This window comes from Candidatus Moraniibacteriota bacterium (genome assembly GCA_016699795.1).
In the GTDB taxonomy this organism is placed as follows: domain Bacteria; phylum Patescibacteriota; class Minisyncoccia; order Moranbacterales.
Genome location: CP065011.1, coordinates 1,091,568 through 1,107,842 on the forward strand (window position 1 = coordinate 1,091,568; position 16,275 = coordinate 1,107,842).

At 34.4% G+C, this 16,275-nt stretch carries 22 protein-coding genes; 3 read left to right on the forward strand and 19 right to left on the reverse strand.

Annotated elements, in window-relative coordinates; all coding sequences use genetic code 11:
• Positions 1 to 16: 16 nt before the first annotated feature.
• The 8 genes from rplI to IPN70_05105 all read right to left on the reverse strand — a co-directional run bounded on the left by rplI (position 17) and on the right by IPN70_05105 (position 6,197).
• Positions 17 to 463, reverse strand: a complete 447-nt coding sequence (gene rplI / locus IPN70_05070; GenBank protein ID QQS61227.1) for a 50S ribosomal protein L9 — start codon at positions 461 to 463, stop codon at positions 17 to 19.
• Between the two features lie 31 nt (positions 464 to 494).
• Entirely contained in the window at positions 495 to 1,160 is a 666-nt protein-coding gene (locus IPN70_05075; protein QQS61228.1) for a hypothetical protein, read from the reverse strand.
• A gap of 45 nt (positions 1,161 to 1,205) precedes the next feature.
• A complete protein-coding gene (locus tag IPN70_05080; protein QQS61229.1) occupies positions 1,206 to 2,093 on the reverse strand; it encodes a UTP--glucose-1-phosphate uridylyltransferase in 888 nt (295 codons plus the stop codon).
• Positions 2,074 to 2,892 (reverse strand): NTP transferase domain-containing protein, encoded by an 819-nt coding sequence (locus tag IPN70_05085; protein QQS61230.1) that lies wholly within the window; start codon positions 2,890 to 2,892, stop codon positions 2,074 to 2,076. The genes IPN70_05080 and IPN70_05085 overlap by 20 nt, the downstream gene beginning before the upstream one ends.
• Before the next feature lie 11 nt (positions 2,893 to 2,903).
• Positions 2,904 to 4,151 (reverse strand): serine hydroxymethyltransferase, encoded by a 1,248-nt coding sequence (locus IPN70_05090; protein ID QQS61231.1) that lies wholly within the window; start codon positions 4,149 to 4,151, stop codon positions 2,904 to 2,906.
• 250 nt (positions 4,152 to 4,401) lie between these two features.
• Entirely contained in the window at positions 4,402 to 4,593 is a 192-nt protein-coding gene (locus IPN70_05095) for a hypothetical protein (protein QQS61232.1), read from the reverse strand.
• A gap of 142 nt (positions 4,594 to 4,735) precedes the next feature.
• Positions 4,736 to 5,533 (reverse strand): hypothetical protein, encoded by a 798-nt coding sequence (locus IPN70_05100; GenBank protein QQS61233.1) that lies wholly within the window; start codon positions 5,531 to 5,533, stop codon positions 4,736 to 4,738.
• A 151-nt stretch (positions 5,534 to 5,684) separates the two neighbouring features.
• Positions 5,685 to 6,197, reverse strand: a complete 513-nt coding sequence (locus tag IPN70_05105; GenBank protein ID QQS61234.1) for a hypothetical protein — start codon at positions 6,195 to 6,197, stop codon at positions 5,685 to 5,687.
• 473 nt (positions 6,198 to 6,670) lie between these two features.
• On the opposite strand from IPN70_05105, the gene IPN70_05110 reads away from it, so the two are divergent.
• Together IPN70_05110 and IPN70_05115 are read left to right on the forward strand one after the other, a co-directional pair.
• Positions 6,671 to 8,125: an ABC-F family ATP-binding cassette domain-containing protein gene (locus IPN70_05110; GenBank protein ID QQS61235.1), complete on the forward strand. Its 1,455-nt coding sequence runs from the start codon at positions 6,671 to 6,673 to the stop codon at positions 8,123 to 8,125.
• Positions 8,126 to 8,323: 198 nt separating this feature from the next.
• Entirely contained in the window at positions 8,324 to 9,007 is a 684-nt protein-coding gene (locus tag IPN70_05115) for a DedA family protein (GenBank protein QQS61236.1), read from the forward strand.
• An 83-nt stretch (positions 9,008 to 9,090) separates the two neighbouring features.
• On the opposite strand, the gene IPN70_05120 is transcribed toward IPN70_05115, so the two are convergent.
• The 4 genes from IPN70_05120 to IPN70_05135 all read right to left on the reverse strand — a co-directional run bounded on the left by IPN70_05120 (position 9,091) and on the right by IPN70_05135 (position 10,623).
• Positions 9,091 to 9,456 (reverse strand): methionine-R-sulfoxide reductase, encoded by a 366-nt coding sequence (locus tag IPN70_05120; GenBank protein ID QQS61237.1) that lies wholly within the window; start codon positions 9,454 to 9,456, stop codon positions 9,091 to 9,093.
• 117 nt (positions 9,457 to 9,573) lie between these two features.
• Positions 9,574 to 9,849, reverse strand: coding sequence for a hypothetical protein (locus IPN70_05125; GenBank protein ID QQS61238.1), 276 nt, complete (start codon positions 9,847 to 9,849; stop codon positions 9,574 to 9,576).
• Positions 9,850 to 9,900: 51 nt separating this feature from the next.
• Positions 9,901 to 10,296: a hypothetical protein gene (locus tag IPN70_05130; GenBank protein QQS61239.1), complete on the reverse strand. Its 396-nt coding sequence runs from the start codon at positions 10,294 to 10,296 to the stop codon at positions 9,901 to 9,903.
• 78 nt (positions 10,297 to 10,374) lie between these two features.
• Positions 10,375 to 10,623, reverse strand: a complete 249-nt coding sequence (locus tag IPN70_05135) for an SPASM domain-containing protein (protein ID QQS61240.1) — start codon at positions 10,621 to 10,623, stop codon at positions 10,375 to 10,377.
• A 58-nt stretch (positions 10,624 to 10,681) separates the two neighbouring features.
• On the opposite strand from IPN70_05135, the gene IPN70_05140 reads away from it, so the two are divergent.
• Positions 10,682 to 11,287 (forward strand): hypothetical protein, encoded by a 606-nt coding sequence (locus IPN70_05140; protein QQS61241.1) that lies wholly within the window; start codon positions 10,682 to 10,684, stop codon positions 11,285 to 11,287.
• 31 nt (positions 11,288 to 11,318) lie between these two features.
• On the opposite strand, the gene IPN70_05145 is transcribed toward IPN70_05140, so the two are convergent.
• The 7 genes from IPN70_05145 to IPN70_05175 form a co-directional block, all read right to left on the reverse strand.
• Positions 11,319 to 11,636: a DUF3467 domain-containing protein gene (locus tag IPN70_05145; protein QQS61242.1), complete on the reverse strand. Its 318-nt coding sequence runs from the start codon at positions 11,634 to 11,636 to the stop codon at positions 11,319 to 11,321.
• Between the two features lie 224 nt (positions 11,637 to 11,860).
• Positions 11,861 to 12,559: a M23 family metallopeptidase gene (locus IPN70_05150; protein ID QQS61243.1), complete on the reverse strand. Its 699-nt coding sequence runs from the start codon at positions 12,557 to 12,559 to the stop codon at positions 11,861 to 11,863.
• A gap of 11 nt (positions 12,560 to 12,570) precedes the next feature.
• On the reverse strand, positions 12,571 to 13,092 hold the full coding sequence (locus tag IPN70_05155) for a GNAT family N-acetyltransferase (protein ID QQS61244.1): 522 nt from the start codon (positions 13,090 to 13,092) through the stop codon (positions 12,571 to 12,573).
• A gap of 105 nt (positions 13,093 to 13,197) precedes the next feature.
• On the reverse strand, positions 13,198 to 14,385 hold the full coding sequence (locus IPN70_05160) for a restriction endonuclease subunit S (GenBank protein QQS61245.1): 1,188 nt from the start codon (positions 14,383 to 14,385) through the stop codon (positions 13,198 to 13,200).
• Positions 14,375 to 15,010: a hypothetical protein gene (locus tag IPN70_05165; protein QQS61246.1), complete on the reverse strand. Its 636-nt coding sequence runs from the start codon at positions 15,008 to 15,010 to the stop codon at positions 14,375 to 14,377. The genes IPN70_05160 and IPN70_05165 overlap by 11 nt, the downstream gene beginning before the upstream one ends.
• A 2-nt stretch (positions 15,011 to 15,012) precedes the next feature.
• Positions 15,013 to 15,399, reverse strand: a complete 387-nt coding sequence (locus IPN70_05170) for a hypothetical protein (protein ID QQS61247.1) — start codon at positions 15,397 to 15,399, stop codon at positions 15,013 to 15,015.
• Between the two features lie 181 nt (positions 15,400 to 15,580).
• A complete protein-coding gene (locus tag IPN70_05175; GenBank protein QQS61248.1) occupies positions 15,581 to 16,231 on the reverse strand; it encodes a DUF3800 domain-containing protein in 651 nt (216 codons plus the stop codon).
• Between the last annotated feature and the right edge of the window lie 44 nt (positions 16,232 to 16,275).

Sequence of the window (16,275 nt, forward strand, 5' to 3'; positions counted from 1 at the left end):
TTTCTTCATAAATCAATTAGTTTTCTTTTGTAACAAGGATTCGAAGTTTTTCAGTAGCTTTAATCTTTGGAAAATAAATATCTATCAAATGTTCTCCTACTGTTTTTATTCCATGATCTAAGATGATTTGCTTTTGATCCAAGTCAAATCCCTTTACTTTCAAGGCTTGAATAATTTCTTGAGCTGAAATAGAAGCGAAAAGCGAATCTCCTGAAACTTTTTTTGCAAAGGAAAGTGTTATGTTTTTCAATTGAATTCGAATTTCTTTTTCTTCTTTAGTCTTTTCTGTAATCTTCTTGATCTTAATTTGTTCTTTATTCTTTGCATCAGCTACAATTCCTGAAGTTGCTACTTTTGCAAGTTTTTTGGGAAAAAGAAAGTTACGAGCATATCCATCAGAAACTTCTTTAATTTCCCCCTTATTACCTAATTTTTTCACATTTTCCAAAAGAAATACTTTCATATTCATTTTTCATTAATCTTTATATAATCTCTTATTTTTTCTTATCACTGCAACCCTCCGTAAGATAGAGCGAGGTAGCTTTCAAAAGAAGCGTCTTTATAATATCAGCATCTTGCGGATTAATATGATGTCGTCTCAAAATACAGTAAGCCGAAACGCCTTCAATTTCTTCCTTCATACGAATAATAATATAAGCACCATTTTTAGTCGAACTATTCGAAGTTCGATAAAAACAAAGCTCACGATTTATCTTGGGATGAAATCCTTCTCGGGTTCCCGTTTCAAACAAAACCTTTGATTCTTTAGTATCATAAAATCCCAAAATAGCATCTTTACATCCACCAAAAATAGAAATGGCATTCAGAATAGATTGACACAAAGAATTATGAGCATTCGACGAGTCTTCATCTATTTTTTTTGAAGAAATTTTTATAACTTCTTTAAGAATTTCTATTTTTCTATTCAAAATTCCAATATAAGAATAAGAAGATGCAAGATCCTTATGAGCATCTGACATTTTCCATGTACAACTTTCTTGTCGATCTCGATATCGTTTCAGACGAAGGTCTACAATATGATATAAAGTAAGACCAACAGCTCCTAAAATAAATAAAAGAGCTATTTGCAATTCCTCTCTATTTGCATAAGGAAAAATATCCTTTTCAAATACAATATAAGGAATAAGCGTTATAAACAAAAAAAGTAGTGTAGTAAACCAGTACAAAGCCGTGAAAATATGGAATTATCTCCCCTTCTCTCGGTTGTGTATTTGTTTTTGTATGAATTTTTCTATTGGAATTCGTAAATCATCTCGGTCCATTGCATATTCCAGATTCGCCATCACATAACTAAGTGGATCCCCAGTTGTTAACCATTTTCCATCCATTATTTCTTTTACTCGAACTATTTTCCCCGAAAGAAGATATCTTTCGATCGCATCAGTGAGCCAGAGTTCATTTCCCTTCCCCAAACTCGTTTCTCGGAGAGAATTTATAATATCCTGATCGAGAATAAAGCGCCCAAACTGAGCCAATTGAGAAGGAGCATTTTGAGGTTCAGGCTTTTCAACAATACTCTTCATTTCATTCGTACCTTCTTTGAGCTCTACGATACCATACTTATGTACTTCATCCGGAGAAACTCTTTGTACTCCTACAATGGGAGTTTGATATTTTTCATACTCTTCTACCATTTGTTTTGTAAATGAAGTTTTTGATTTAACGAGATCATCTCCAAATGCATAAACAAAAGGTTCATCATCAACAAGAGAGGCTGCACTCAAAAGAGGTGTTCCATTACCATAAGGACCTTTTTGTCTGACATAAATAAAATTCGCCAAGTCAGCAATCCTTCTCACCTCTTGAAGCTTCTCTTCTTTTCCCGCTTTTTCCAAATCACTTTCCAATGCCCACGAACGATCAAAATGATCTTCTAAAGGTTTTTTATCCCATTTAGTTACCAAGATAATATCTTCTATTCCAGCAGCGACCAATTCCTCCACAATAAGCTGAATAGCTGGCTTGTCCACAATAGGAAGCATTTCTTTTGGCATTGATTTGGTAGCAGGAAGTAATCTTGTTCCCGACCCAGCTACGGCAACTATGGCTTTTCTAATAGGCTTTTTTGACATAACCAAAGGTAATTGATTTACTCATACGTTTTACATGATCATTATACTCAGAAATGGCTTCGTTGACAATTGGATCAAATTTTTCTCCCATAGCAGAATTCTTTGCAAACAAAGAAGCTTCCATAAGCGTTTCGAATGTTCCCGTATCAAACCATTTCCCTTCAAGGATATGAATATCCAGCATACCTTCCTTCAAATACACATTATGTATCTCTGTTATTTCAATCTCACCGCGAGCAGACGGTTTTACTTCCGAAGCAATCTTCGAAACTCTTTTGTCAAAGATATAAATTCCTGGAATAGCATATTGACTTTTGGGCTTCTCAGGCTTTTCTTCGATAGAAATCACCTTTCCCTCTTTATTAAATTCCACAACACCAAAACGTTCAGGATCATTTACTTTTGTTGCAAATATTCTTCCCCCTGAGGTAAATGATGTAATCGCTTCGGTAAAGTCATCTTCGAAAACATTATCTCCCAGAATCATAACAACATTATCTTCATCCAAGAAATCTTCTCCCAAAATAAAAGCATCTGCGAGCCCTCGAGGAACTTTCTGCACCATAAAAGAAATTTTGACTCCATGTTGAAGAAAAAGAGATCCCAAAAGATTAAGAAATTGACCACTATGATCAGGTGAAACAATAATCAAAATATCTTTTATCCCTGCTTTTATAAGCGTATTTAGGGGATAAAAAATCATCTGCCTATCATATATAGGAAGAAGTTGTTTTGATGTAGTTGCTGTAAGAGGAAGCAATCTTGTCCCCGATCCTCCCGCGAGAATTATGCCTTTCATATTTTTCATTCTTAATTTGGAGAGTAAACAGGAAATTTTTTGCAAAAAGTTTTTACTTCTTTTTGTATATATTTAAGTTTCTTTTCATCATTATGTGATTGAATAGCTTGATCAATAAATTCAGCAATTATTTCCATTTCTTTTTTTCGCATACCCCTTGTGGTGACAGCGGGCGTTCCTAAACGAATTCCACTTGGATCCAATGGTCCACGGGAATCATCAGGAATAACATTTTTGTTTACCGTAATACCCACACTATCCAATGCTGTTTCTACTTGTTTTCCTGTGAGAGAAAAACTTTGCACTGTATCCACTACAAGCATATGTGAATCCGTTCCTCCAAAAGCAAGAACATACTTTCTTTTCTTAAATTCTTTTTCCAAAACTTTAGCATTTTCCAAAATAGATGTGGCATATTCATGAAATTCTGTTTTCAAGGCTTCACCAAATGCGACTGCCTTAGCTGCAATATTATTTTCATGAGGCCCTCCTTGAAGACCAGGGAAAACCGCTTTGTCTATAGCTTGAGCAAATTCTTTTTTACAAAGAATCATTCCTCCTCTCGGCCCTCTTAATGATTTATGCGTTGTTGTGGTAACGATATCAAAATAAGAAACAGGATTCGGATAAACCTTTCCCGCCACAAGCCCAGCGACATGCGCCATATCAAAAAAAGAAATAGCTCCGACTTCTTTGGCGATACGACAAAAAGCTGAAAAGTCTACTCGTCTTGTATAAGAAGAAAAACCCGCAAGAAGAATTTTTGGCTTTACTTCTTTGGCCTGTTTGAGAAGTTTTTGATAATCAATCTTTCCATCACTTTCTGTCTTGTATCGTTCAAATCGATATATCTTCGCTGGAACAGTAACAGGATGTCCATGAGTCAAATGACCTCCGTGAGAAAGATCCATTCCCAAAACAGTTTCTCCTGGTAAAAGAAGTGCGCTATATACAGCTAGATTTGCTGGAGCACCCGAAAGAGGTTGTACATTTATATGTTCAGCTCCAAAAAGCTCTTTAGCTCGATCAATAGCAAGCTGTTCCATTTGATCTACAAAAATTTGCCCTCCGTAATAACGCTTTCCTGGATACCCTTCGCTATATTTATTGGTAAAAACCGATCCCAAAGCCTCCAAAACAGATAATGAGGCATAATTCTCACTCGGAATAAGCTCCATTCCTTCTTCTTGACGCTTCTTTTCTTTCTTTATAAGTTCGTACAAAATTCTGTCAGTCATTTTAAGAGATTTTCTTTTCATAAAGATATGTATATAAGATATAAAGAAGACTAAACCCAAATGTGTTTTTTTTCAATACAAATATCTTTTTATTTTTCTCTAACATCCCTCTGAACATAGTATCCCATCAAAACACAAAACCAATTAATTACCCAGAAGTATTCTACAAAAACAATAAAATCATATTTTTTAGTACTGAATAAATTCCCATAACGAAACAGAAAGTAACCATAGAACAAAAAAAGGGGGCTCTAAAAAATTTAAGTATTTTTTATTTCTTCCTAAAAAATATTTTTATATTCTTTAAAAAAGAAGAAAAATTCTTTTTCTCATCAAAAAAGACTTCCTCTTTTCTATTTTTATTTAATTCTGAAAGATTAGGTATTTTTGAAACATCTTCACTTACAGGAAATTTATTTTCTAAACCAGGATATTCATCTTTTTCACCAAAATCTATACTCATAATTTTTTTATTTTTCTTTTAATTCTATTTTCAAAAAAAGCTACGAAAACTTTCTTCATTATAAGAAGATTTTTACAAATAATCAAATAAAAAAACAATCTCTCCCAAAAAGGAAAGACTGTTTTTTAAAAAATATTCTCTTTTATTTCGCGCAATTTTCAAACGCTACAAGATGTCGATTTTTGGAAGCATTCATAAGATTTACAAAAACATTGTATATATCAGGATATTCTTTTACTACATCGAGAAGTTCTTCTTCATACAATTTTACATTCTCCATTTCTGCGGTCACTCCTATCTGACAAGCGCCTTCTAATGTCGCAGGCACTGAGACAGAATCCTTGGAAATCGATTCAGGTATAGCCACTCCATATTTATCAAACAATCCTTTTAAAGAAGAAATATGTTGTTCTTCCGCTCGAATAATCATAGAAAATGGTCGTACCATACCCAACGTTTCTATTGTCTTTTCATAGGTTGCACGCGCCTTGTATTCATCATTTATAGCTTTTATAAGGGCTTCTTTGGCTCCTTGAGAAAGTTCAGCTACAGGATACTCAAGGTTATCAACAGCAAGACACTCTTCCGAAGAACATTCTTTTTCATTTGAGTTCATCATTCGTCCTCCCTGTCCCATTCCTTGTCCTGATCCCTGTCCTGATCCCTGTCCTGATCCCTGTCGATTGTTATTCCCTTCTTTGGAACATTTTCCCGATTCCTTCATCGGACAGTTCTCATTTCCTTTTTCAAAACCCCATTCTCCATTTCCCTTTTCTTGCATATGATTTCTCATTTGAAAATCTCCATACCCTCTCTGAGAAAAAGCTCCCATTCCATCAAACCAAGACGCTGCATATCCACCACCAAAAGCAAAAACGAAGATGAGGGCTCCTATCCACAAAATCTTATTTTTTGAAACACTTTCCAAAACATTTTTCATACACATTATTTCGTTACTAATATATTTTTTATTATAGCACAAATACTAATACGCATTCTTGAAGTATATTCTTTCATTTCATCCACTTCTCTTTTTTAAAAAAATAAAAAAGCCCCAAACAATACTAGTGTATTGTAGGGGGCTTTATTCTTTAGGTAATCGATGGAGAAGCAGACCAGGACTCGAGTGCGAAATCGATCGCGCCTTGAAAATTTACTCGGGGAAGTAAATCTTCTTTTTTCATACTCGAGAAAGAATCCTCATTCAGTATCAATTCGAGAATCTTCTTCTGAACAGCTCTTAGAGCAGTCGGAGATACTTTCCCGATAACATGAACTTTGTCGGAAAACTCTTCTGGATCAGAAACTCTAATCCAAAGTATTCTCTCCGTCAAAACAAGATCCCCATCCCCTTCAAGGAAAAACATTTCCTCATTTCGCCAAAGCCACTCTCCGTCTCTTACGAAATGACAGCCAGGAAGCCCTGCCTGTTTATCCGCCTCAGAGAATTCGCAAAGAGGCATAAGAGGTCGGACTAAATATGTCGGACTAGTATCTCCTTCATAACCATCGCCATCAGGAAAAAATTCTATGACGACAAGACTTGGAAGACAAGCCTCTTCTACATAAAGGACGCTTCCAATTTCTATGGGTTGTTTTTTCATTTCAACCATCTCCTTTTTTAAAGAAAAATTTTCTCAAATGATATTTTTATCAAATGAGGTTTACCGAGAATCGGTCTGCAGAATTCAATATATTTAAATTGTACAGACCGATTCCCCAATCAAATTTAAAAAGAACTTTTTTCTTTAATTTAAGAGAATTTTCTTAAACTTCAAGAAGAAAAATATTTACATATATATCTCATTCTGTCAAGAAATCACCCACAACTTACACTCATTTTTTATACAAAACAATGTAAATATTGAGAACATATTCTCTTGCTATTTTTTATATTTTATGTCATAAATAGTACAATGTGTTTTTCATAGGTGTGTCATTTCTTTGTGGAAGAGGTTATTCCCAAGAATATTTTCTCCTTAGAAAACACTTTTTTCCATCTTATTCATTATTTCGATTCGAATAAAAAACATTCCACAAAGAAGGGGGAATGTTTTAATAACTACTCTCTATATTTATGGCAAAAGACTCTGTCGTTCTTCGTCTTGATGAAGTATCTCTCGAATATTCTCACAACAAATCCGTACTTGATTCGGTAAGTTTTTCTTTGCGTCGAGGAGCAAAGTTTACCCTTATGGGTCAAAACGGCGCTGGGAAAAGTTCTCTTTTCAAAATCATCACAGGCGAAGTAAAACCAAACGACGGAAAAGTTTCCAAAGATAAAAATACGACCATCGCCATTGGAAAACAAACTATTCCTCGAGAAGAACTTGAGCTTTCCTTGTCTGATTATTTTTCAAAATATTTCCATGGAGAAAGTTGGGATCTTCCGAGAACTATCGCGAGTGTTTTGGATGCTGTTAATCTTCCCCTCCCTCCTCTTGAGAAGAAAATACGAGAATTTTCTGGAGGACAACAAGCACGTATACTTTTAGCTTCCGCACTCATTCAAGATCCGGATATTCTCCTTCTTGATGAACCCACCAATAATCTCGATGCCCAAGGAATAGCTCATCTTACTCAATTTCTTATAGAATACGATAAAACCGTACTTGTCATCTCCCATGATGCTGATTTTCTTAACTCCTTTACCGAGGGAGTTCTCTATCTTGATATACATACACACAAACTCGAACAATATTCTGGAAATTATTACGATGTAGTAGAAGAAATTTCTAGACGCATCGAGAAAGAACAAAGTGAAAATGTACGCCTCGAACGCACTATCAAACAAAAGAAGGACCAAGCGAATGTTTTTGCCAACAAAGGAGGAAAACTACGTGCTGTTGCCAAACGAATGCGTGACCTTGCAAGTGATTTAGAAGAAAACAAAGTAACTGTTCGAAAGGAAGATAAAACACTTCCTCCTTTTCATATACCCGCTCCTGATTTAATCGGTCCTATCATAACCATACGATCTATTTCTGTTATGAAACCCTCTGGACAAACTCTCTATCCCGTTAATCTGGAAATAAAAAGAAATACTCATGTTCTTATTTCTGGTCCTAACGGTATAGGAAAGAGTACTTTTTTGGAATCGCTTGCAAAAAAGGACAGTCGCTTTGTAGACATCTCTCCAGAAGCTCGCATAGGTTATTATCGACAAGATTTTTCTACTTTAGATTTTCATAGAACTGCCTTCGCCGCACTTCAGGAAGTTATGGAAGAAGGAACTGAAGAGACAGTATATGCCACAGCAGCAAAATTTCTCCTTCCTGGAAGTCTTCTTCATAATAAAGTAGAAAGTCTTTCTGAAGGTCAGAAAGGACTCCTTCTCTTTGCTCGACTTGTTATGCAACAGCCAAACCTTCTTATTCTTGATGAACCCACGAATCATATAAACTTTCGTCATATTCCTGTTATCGCCAAAGCTCTTCATGAGTATAAAGGTGCTATGATTCTCGTTTCTCACGCATGGGAGTTTGTTTCACAGATTCGAATTGACGAAGAAATTGATCTTTCTCAATTCTAAGAAACGTATTTTTTCAAGGATATCCTTCTTGAGAATCTACTATTTTTGTTCTATACTTAGACTGTTATTTACTTCATTTCATAATAAAATTTTCAAATCTTTTTCAGTTTGTAAAAGGAATTTGAAAATTGTAAAAGAAAACAAGCCAACTCTAGCCCCCTACATAAGCCTTGTAAAAAATTATTTAAAAAAGTATCTATGTTTACCTTTTTACGTTTGTGGAGAGATGCTCCACGGTTTCAAAAATTCATTCAATCAAAACCTGTTCTTTTTTCACTTTCCCTCCTCAACTGGCCCAGAAAGAAAATTCGATCTCTCTATACTTGGGTTGTGGGTTGGGCTGAAACCAAGAGAGCTGAACAAGCACTTGCTACTCTATCCTTTGCGGAAAGTTCTTTCTTTCCCATACCTCCCGATCCCCTTCTTATCGCTATGGTCATGGCAAATCCTTCTCACTTTCTTCGTCATGCCGCTATCTGTACTGTCTCAAGTGCTCTGGGTGGAATATTGGGCTATGCCATTGGTGTACTTCTTTTCTCTAGCGTAGGTCTGTGGATAGTAAACACCTATGGACTTCAAGAAGAATTTATTCTCATAGGAAACAAATACGAAGCTAATGCTTTTCTTACCGTCTTCACAGCTGCATTTACTCCCATTCCCTACAAACTTATCACTATCGCTGCGGGAGTATTTAAAATAAATTTTCTTTCTTTTGTTATTGCATCTCTTATCGGTAGAGGAATGCGTTTTTTCTTAGTAGCTTTCCTTATGCATCATTTAGGAAGACGTTACAAAGATTCCATAGAAAAATATATCGATATTCTTTCCCTTGTTTTTGTCGCTCTTATTATTCTTGGTTTTATGACCTTAAAATACTTATAAACGACTCGATGTTTTTTCTCAAAGATGTTTTTGGAAAGGATGATTTTCTTTTCCAAAAAAATTCTTTTTACCCTATTTTTTGATCATATAGTTGTAGTATCGGGGATGAATTTTAAAGAAAGGGAATTTACACAATGACGTTTATTTTTGTCTGTCAGATTTTCCCCTACAAATATATGCCCCAGATGACCCCCGCACGAAGCACAGAGTATCTCCGTGCGTATACCATCAGCATCTCTTTGTTTTTTTATAGCGCCTTTTATTTCATCATCAAAACTTGGCCAACCGCATTGAGATTCGAATTTATCTTTTGAGGTATAGAGTGGGGCGTTGCACTGACGACATACATATATTCCCTTTTCCATAGTATATACATACTCTCCCAAAAAAGGCGCCTCTGTTCCCTTATCAATAATTATTCTTTTTTCTTTTTCAGATAATATATTCATTGGATTTATTTCTTATACATTTTTTACACGGCGTAGCAAGACTGTTTTCATTGGAGATGTTATGTGTTTTTTATTCTTTTTCCCTCAAAGAAATTTTTGGAAAGGATGCTTTTCTTTTCAAAAAAATTCTTGTAGCCCCTCAATATATTCTCGAAATGATGTCTTGTTTCGATATTTCTTTTCTAATCGTTCTTTGAGATCAGAGAGTTGCGAATAGTCTGAAAGAAACCTATCGAATCCTTGCTGATTTTTTGACCACAGCATATTCATATCTTGTTCTAATCCAAGTATTGCTACTGTGGTAATTTCGTTCGCACCCCAGAAAAAATCTTCATTTTCAGTAACCGTTTGCTCCCCAAAAACATGTTCAAAAACTTTCCACATATGAATCATAAGTATTTCATGTGCGGTAATTCTCGAATGATCTTTTGGATCATCAAATATTCATCGAAACACTACATTGTCATTTCTATTACTGATCCCGCGATGAAATGCGCTTAATATCACGCGATACTTCGAAAACTCCCAGGGAATCTCGGTAAGGGTTTCAATTTTCGAATAAAATACTCGTGAAATCTTTTCCCATTCTTCATGATAGCTACGTTTTACAATCGGAAAAAGCAATTGGTGTCGTTCATATATTTCCCCCACAAAAGCTTCGATAGATTGAGCACATACGTCATACTCTTTACACTGCGCGATACGCTTGGCTTCTAAAATATCCATACCCGTATCATGCGAAAAACGTAAAGGCTCATCCTTTCCAAAAAAACGCAATCTGACCCAAATCTGAAATGCATCTTTATCTTTATCGATAGAAAAAAGTGTTTTTTGTATCATACGCATAACAGTAGTTTACACTACTAAAAATTTAATAAAAAGAGCGTCTCAATCCTTTGAGAACGCCCTATCTTCACACTATTTCACCATTTTTTCGTACAGGTCCCAAATAAGCCATTCCAATGTTCTTTTTGAGTGGACGCAAAATCGATCATCCAACTCCCAAATGGAACCTTTTTCTATATCAGCCTGCAAGGGACACCCTCCTCCGCAAATTCCCAATGCAACGCACTCTTGACATTGCCCCATAAACAGAGAGGATCGACGACTCCAAAATTGGTGCATTATTCTACTATAAAAATAACACTGGGGAAATAAAAAGTGCATTATTATTTTTGTTTGTGTTATATTGAAAAAAATAAATAAATTTTTTTACTTCATCTTTATGGAAATTTTTGTAGAAAAGAAATATCAATTTTTTATATTTCTTCTCCTCATCAAAGCAATTCAATTCTTCTTATATTATATACGAAATAGTTTTCTCATAACTGCTTCACTTTTTCTCTTCTTTATTATCGCGCTTACGATAATTTTTTCTCAAGAGAATCTGGATGAAAACTCTCTTTCCGCTTTTGTTGAAAAACTCCCCATAGAAATACCGTTTTCAGAACAAGAGGAAATGTCCTTTGACGAAAAGGATCTCTCTCTTCTTTTTATACAAGCTTCATTGTACCTTACCATTATCACTGAAATTTTCAGAAATATTGCTCGATATTTTTTCAAGAAAGAATTTCATTCCACAAAAGAAGGACTCAAAAAGAGAATATGGTTCGTTATCATAAGTACGATCATACTCTACAGTTTTGCCTTCGCATATCTCTTTACAGAAACACCCAATGATCTCCTTATTATGTTCTTTGTTTTGTTATTTTTTTGGATGATATGCTGTGGTAGTGCCATTATTTTTTTACTACTTGATCACTCTATTTCCAAATTTAATGAGCAATCAATTACCATTCGCACAAAAGACCACGAAAGAATACAAAATTAAAAAAATCAAGGAGTCCTCAGAAAAATCATTTTTATCCCCTTTCTTCAAATCCTATTTTTCCGGAAGCGTCGGCTGGGGATTCGGAGGGGGCGATTTTTCCAAATTGTTCTTCATATCTTTTTAAATTTTCTTGCATAGCACCGATTATTCTTTTGAAATGTCCCGGGGAGAGAATAATTCTTCCATTGAGTATACCTGTCGGAGGGAAAACGTTGAGAAAATCCAAAACAAACTCTTCTTTGGTATGAAGAATTTGCATAACATTAGAATACTCTCCTTTAAGTTTTTCATCTGAAGCTTTTATCTGAACTTGATTTTGCTGTTGTTGATTGTTCTGTTGTTGATTCATATATTTTTTATTATTTCATAAACCCTCTTGTAATTTTCAAGCTCCGAATAAAGAACAAGAACATTTTTTGAATTGAAAACATTACTTTTTCTCTTCTCGCTGTTGCACTTCATCCAATATTTTCCGATCTCTGTTATAACCAACGGAAAAATTTTTTATATATCCTTATAGTATTTGTCTCTTTCTCGAATACATCTACAAGTATATACTATTATCTAAAAAGATTAGAGGAAACAAATCAAATCACAAGGATCTATCCAATTATCCAAGAGCGCCTCGGATCTTACATAGCCCAAAAAATTTTCTTTATCGCCCTTAATAACTCCCAAATGAAGATGTTTTCTTTCTCCATCAGTTTCTTTTGAATTTCCTTTTCCAAGAAACCCAAGTTTCATCCCTACTTCTACCCGATCACCCAATGAAAAAAGTGCGCGATCTTTATCTATATGTCCATACAACACAATTATTGGTTGTTCTTCATAGAAACATCTCTGGAGCATCACCCCTCCATACCCATTCACTCCTTCTAAGAAAAAAATCTCTCCAGAACATAAAGCTCTTACCTCAACATCTTCATTTTCTTCTCCCGGAAATATCTCAAAATCAACTCCCGTATGATATCCCAAAAATCTTTCTGGAAAAATGGGAGAATTTTGAGAATCTACCCATATTCCAAAGGGCTTTTTATTTATACGTTCTTGAGGATTGTTTAAAGGAGAAACAAATTCTCTCTCTTGCTTCTCTTCTGAAAGAATAGAATCTTTCATTTCTTCCACTCTATATTGCTCATTCTCTTTTTCTTCGCTTGGCGGTAGTTGTTCTGATATTTTTTCATTTTTTGGTTTTTGATACAACAAAAAAAGAAAACTTATAAGAAAAAATATTACACAGAAAATACCGAAAAAAATACGATGCTTTCTCATAAGAGAATTCTTTATATCTCCATTTCTATCTCTAAAATACCTATGTCTCCTTGCGAAAAACGCTCGTCTACAAAACTCTTTCCATTCTCACAAAATCCAAGTTTTTTATAAAACGTAATCGCTTTATTATTGTAATCTGCCACAGATACAAATGTTTTTTTATTTGGATCAAAAATCTTTTTTCCTTCTTCCCATAGGCGAGTTCCGATACCATGACCTTGATACTCTGGAAGTACATAGAGCATTTTGAGAATATTTTGATCATCGTTTTGGAGAAATCGACCCACTCCCACGATATTTGTCCCCTCTTGAGCTACCAAAATCTTGAGCGTATCACTTTGATTTTTTATATCCTCCAAACGACGCTGAAGATTTTCTGGGGTATTTTTCTTTTCAAAGAGTTTTTCTATCCATTCTTTGGTAATACCTAGCGATGTATTGGGGTACGTTACTAGCCATGTCTCATATACAATTTCTCCGATACGAGCGAGATCTTCTTCTTTCGCCTGCCGTACGCGTATTTCTTTTGTCATATTTTTCTTATGAGTGTTTTTTAAAAAAGATTTCTAAACTTTTTCTATCTCTTGTAATTTCTCCAAACATTCTTTTTTTTCTTTGTTCATAGAGGTATATTATTTTTATTCTTCTTGAAACGCTTGGGAGAGGACGGATTGTTCGAGGGAGGTGAGACTATGCGTGTTTTGAATATGAAGTTCTCGAAGTTTTTTGGCTTTCTCCGATATCGCATCTAGTCGATCAACGATTTCTTTTTGTTCAGAAAGAGATGGGAGAGGGATTTTTATTTTTTTAAGTATTGTTTGACTTAAATTTGGCTGAGCACCACCCCACGCCTTCAACAAAATATCATTTCTTTTTTTTAAAAGAAAATAATACAAATATTTATTATTTAATTTTTCTTTATTCACAGTCATTCCTGCTATTGCTTGGTTTGTGCTCGCATCAATTCCAAGTATACCCGTCTTACCAGCCGTAGCACCATACATAGCAAATAAAACCGCTCCCTTGGAAAAGATTTTCGCACTACTTTTTTGCACAGCTTCTTTTGAAATTTTTTCTTTTGAATCCAAAATATTTACAGAATCTTTCAATTCTCCTGATTTTAACCATACAATATCTCCTTTATAATAACTTTCCATTGATCGCTTTGGAGTACCTCCGCTTGTCATTTTTAAAATCGAAGAATTTCCCAACTCTTTTTCCTCCCACCCTTTCTCTTTTCCTCCCGCAAATATTTTTGAAAGTTCGGCGGGAAGGAGCTGATTGATATCCGACAATGCTTCTTCATTGATTCGTTTGGCGTTTTGTATCTCCCCCAAAACCCTCTCTAACCTCTTCACAATCCTCTTTTGCTCTTCCAAAGAAGGAAGCGGGATTTCTATTTCCGAACATTTACTTTTATTTATAATTGGCACAGTTGTTTTAGAAGATTTACTTTCAAAATCTTTTATCTTAGTCTGAAGAATGTAATATAAATATTCTGAATCTACCAAATTTTTAATAGGAACAAATGAATTAATTTGTTGATTTGTAGCCATTTCTTTCTTGGCTATGCTCAATTTTCCGATATTACCAATGCAACTCATTAAAACTGATCCTGACGATATCCTTCTAATTCCAGACTCATAAAAACCCTTGTTTGATAATTTTTTCTTTGTTTCCAAAATATACTTCCCTTGATCTAAGTCTGATGGTCCTGCCCACAAATAAGAATTTCCATAATAATCAATAATAGAAGTCTTTGGAGTATTCCCCGTTATAATCTCACACACTTCCCCAAGTTTTTTTCTTTGCCAATTATTTTTCATAATGCTTTTTCATGTGTGGAATAAGATTGTCAAAAACATCAATTATTGAGGTTACTGACATTTCCATAAGTGAATTATTTTCAATTTTTTCTCCACCTAAACTTTTTGGATGCACAGTATTTCGCAAGGCAACGAGGTCTTGTAAATATTTAATTGCAATATCGGTTTTAAAAAATTTAACTTGTTTGTAAAGCTCTACTAAATATCCTAAACCTAAATTCTTTGACTTTATTTTTTCTTCTGAAACTTTTTTTAAAAAACAATTTGTAGAACCTTTGTTACATTGATATTGCATATAATCCAAAAGCAATCCTTCTACAATTGCTCCGACAATCTGGCAAATTACAAATTTATGATTTCTTTTAAAAATCGAATTGGGTTTTAAAAAAGTATATATACTCACATGATAATCTAAAGCCATTCTTAATTCTGCAAGATTCTCTTTTAAAGTTTCGTCACAAATAAAGTCAAATACATTTCTATATCCCGTAAGACTCTTTGGGGAAATTTTTCCGCTTGGTGAATAATCTCTCCATGTACAATATTTGTCTGGTAAAAATTCCAAATTACCATGAACTTTTTCAAAACTTTCTTCCAATTCTTTCTTTTTCTTTTTCCAATCCATATTTATTTTTGAGAAAAATACATCAATCCTGTAAATAATGCTGTAAATATAGTTGCCAAACTCACTAAAAACCCCATAATAATCTGCCAATTTCTCACAAACCAGTTTTTTGTTTTCTCTCTTCCTTTTGGAGTAAGGAAGAAAGATTGATTCTTAATTTCTCGACCTTCCAATAAAACCTCCCTCGCTTCCCCCGTCATTCCATCAATATATCCTTCTCGATAGAGATGCGCCAATGCGTTTGTAATATTCCCCGTTCCACAACCTTCTAATTTCCATTTTTTAGGAATGGCATTTTGTAATTCAGTTGCATCCGTGTATGCCTTTTCTTTTGTAAGTTCTTCTATAATTCTAAGAACTTGTATGGTGTCTAGTTCGAAATAACTCATACTGTTTTTCTTATTTAAAGCCATTATTTCACAAAATGGTGACAAAATCCAATTTTGGGTGTACTATGTGTGTAGGCGTAAGTCCTATCAGGGTTGTTCTCGATGTTCCCATCCATCGGTTGGCAAAAGTCGGGACATAACGGGCCTTGTAGGCAGTCGCCCCCTTCTGGGGGTTTTTGTTTTACAAAAACAACTCATCAAACAAAACTTTTTCTCGAAACACACCGAGCCATTCCCTGTCATTTCTTTCATAGTTTCGGAATATTCCCCACGAAAGCATATCTACAACTTGTAATCCTCTATTTTCATGAGATTTACAATGGTCAATATCCAATAAAATACTAGGAGCAAGTCTTCCTTCTAATTGCTTTCTAATATACGCATTAAATTCTTCTATCTCTGGCTTTCCCATACATCTATCAAGGATGAATTCTACTCTATCGCCAGAATTTCTTTCAAAAGGTATTTGATCTAAGACTTTTCGTGCAACATAATTATATACACGAGATTTATTTCTTGTCAGTCTTTCGAAGACTTTCTTTTTATTAAGCGTTATCGAATACACACCAAAACGAACATCTTTTATCTGTTTATAGAAATATTTTTTTATTTCCAAAGTTGTAGAGGAGCCTTTTAATTCTTCTATTTTTCGTTTTTTGCTCTTTGATTTGTTCAATTTTCTTCTCAATGTCAGACTTACTGCTTTATGAAGTTTCCTATTTGCATCAAGTGAGCTGACTGCGACTATAGTAATAGTAAAAAACTTTGATGGTCGTTTGTTTACGAAATCAAAACCAAGATCTCCACTTTCATCTAAATATAAATGCCACATATAAATACTATTTTCTTTGTTTCTTTATTTTGCTATATTATATT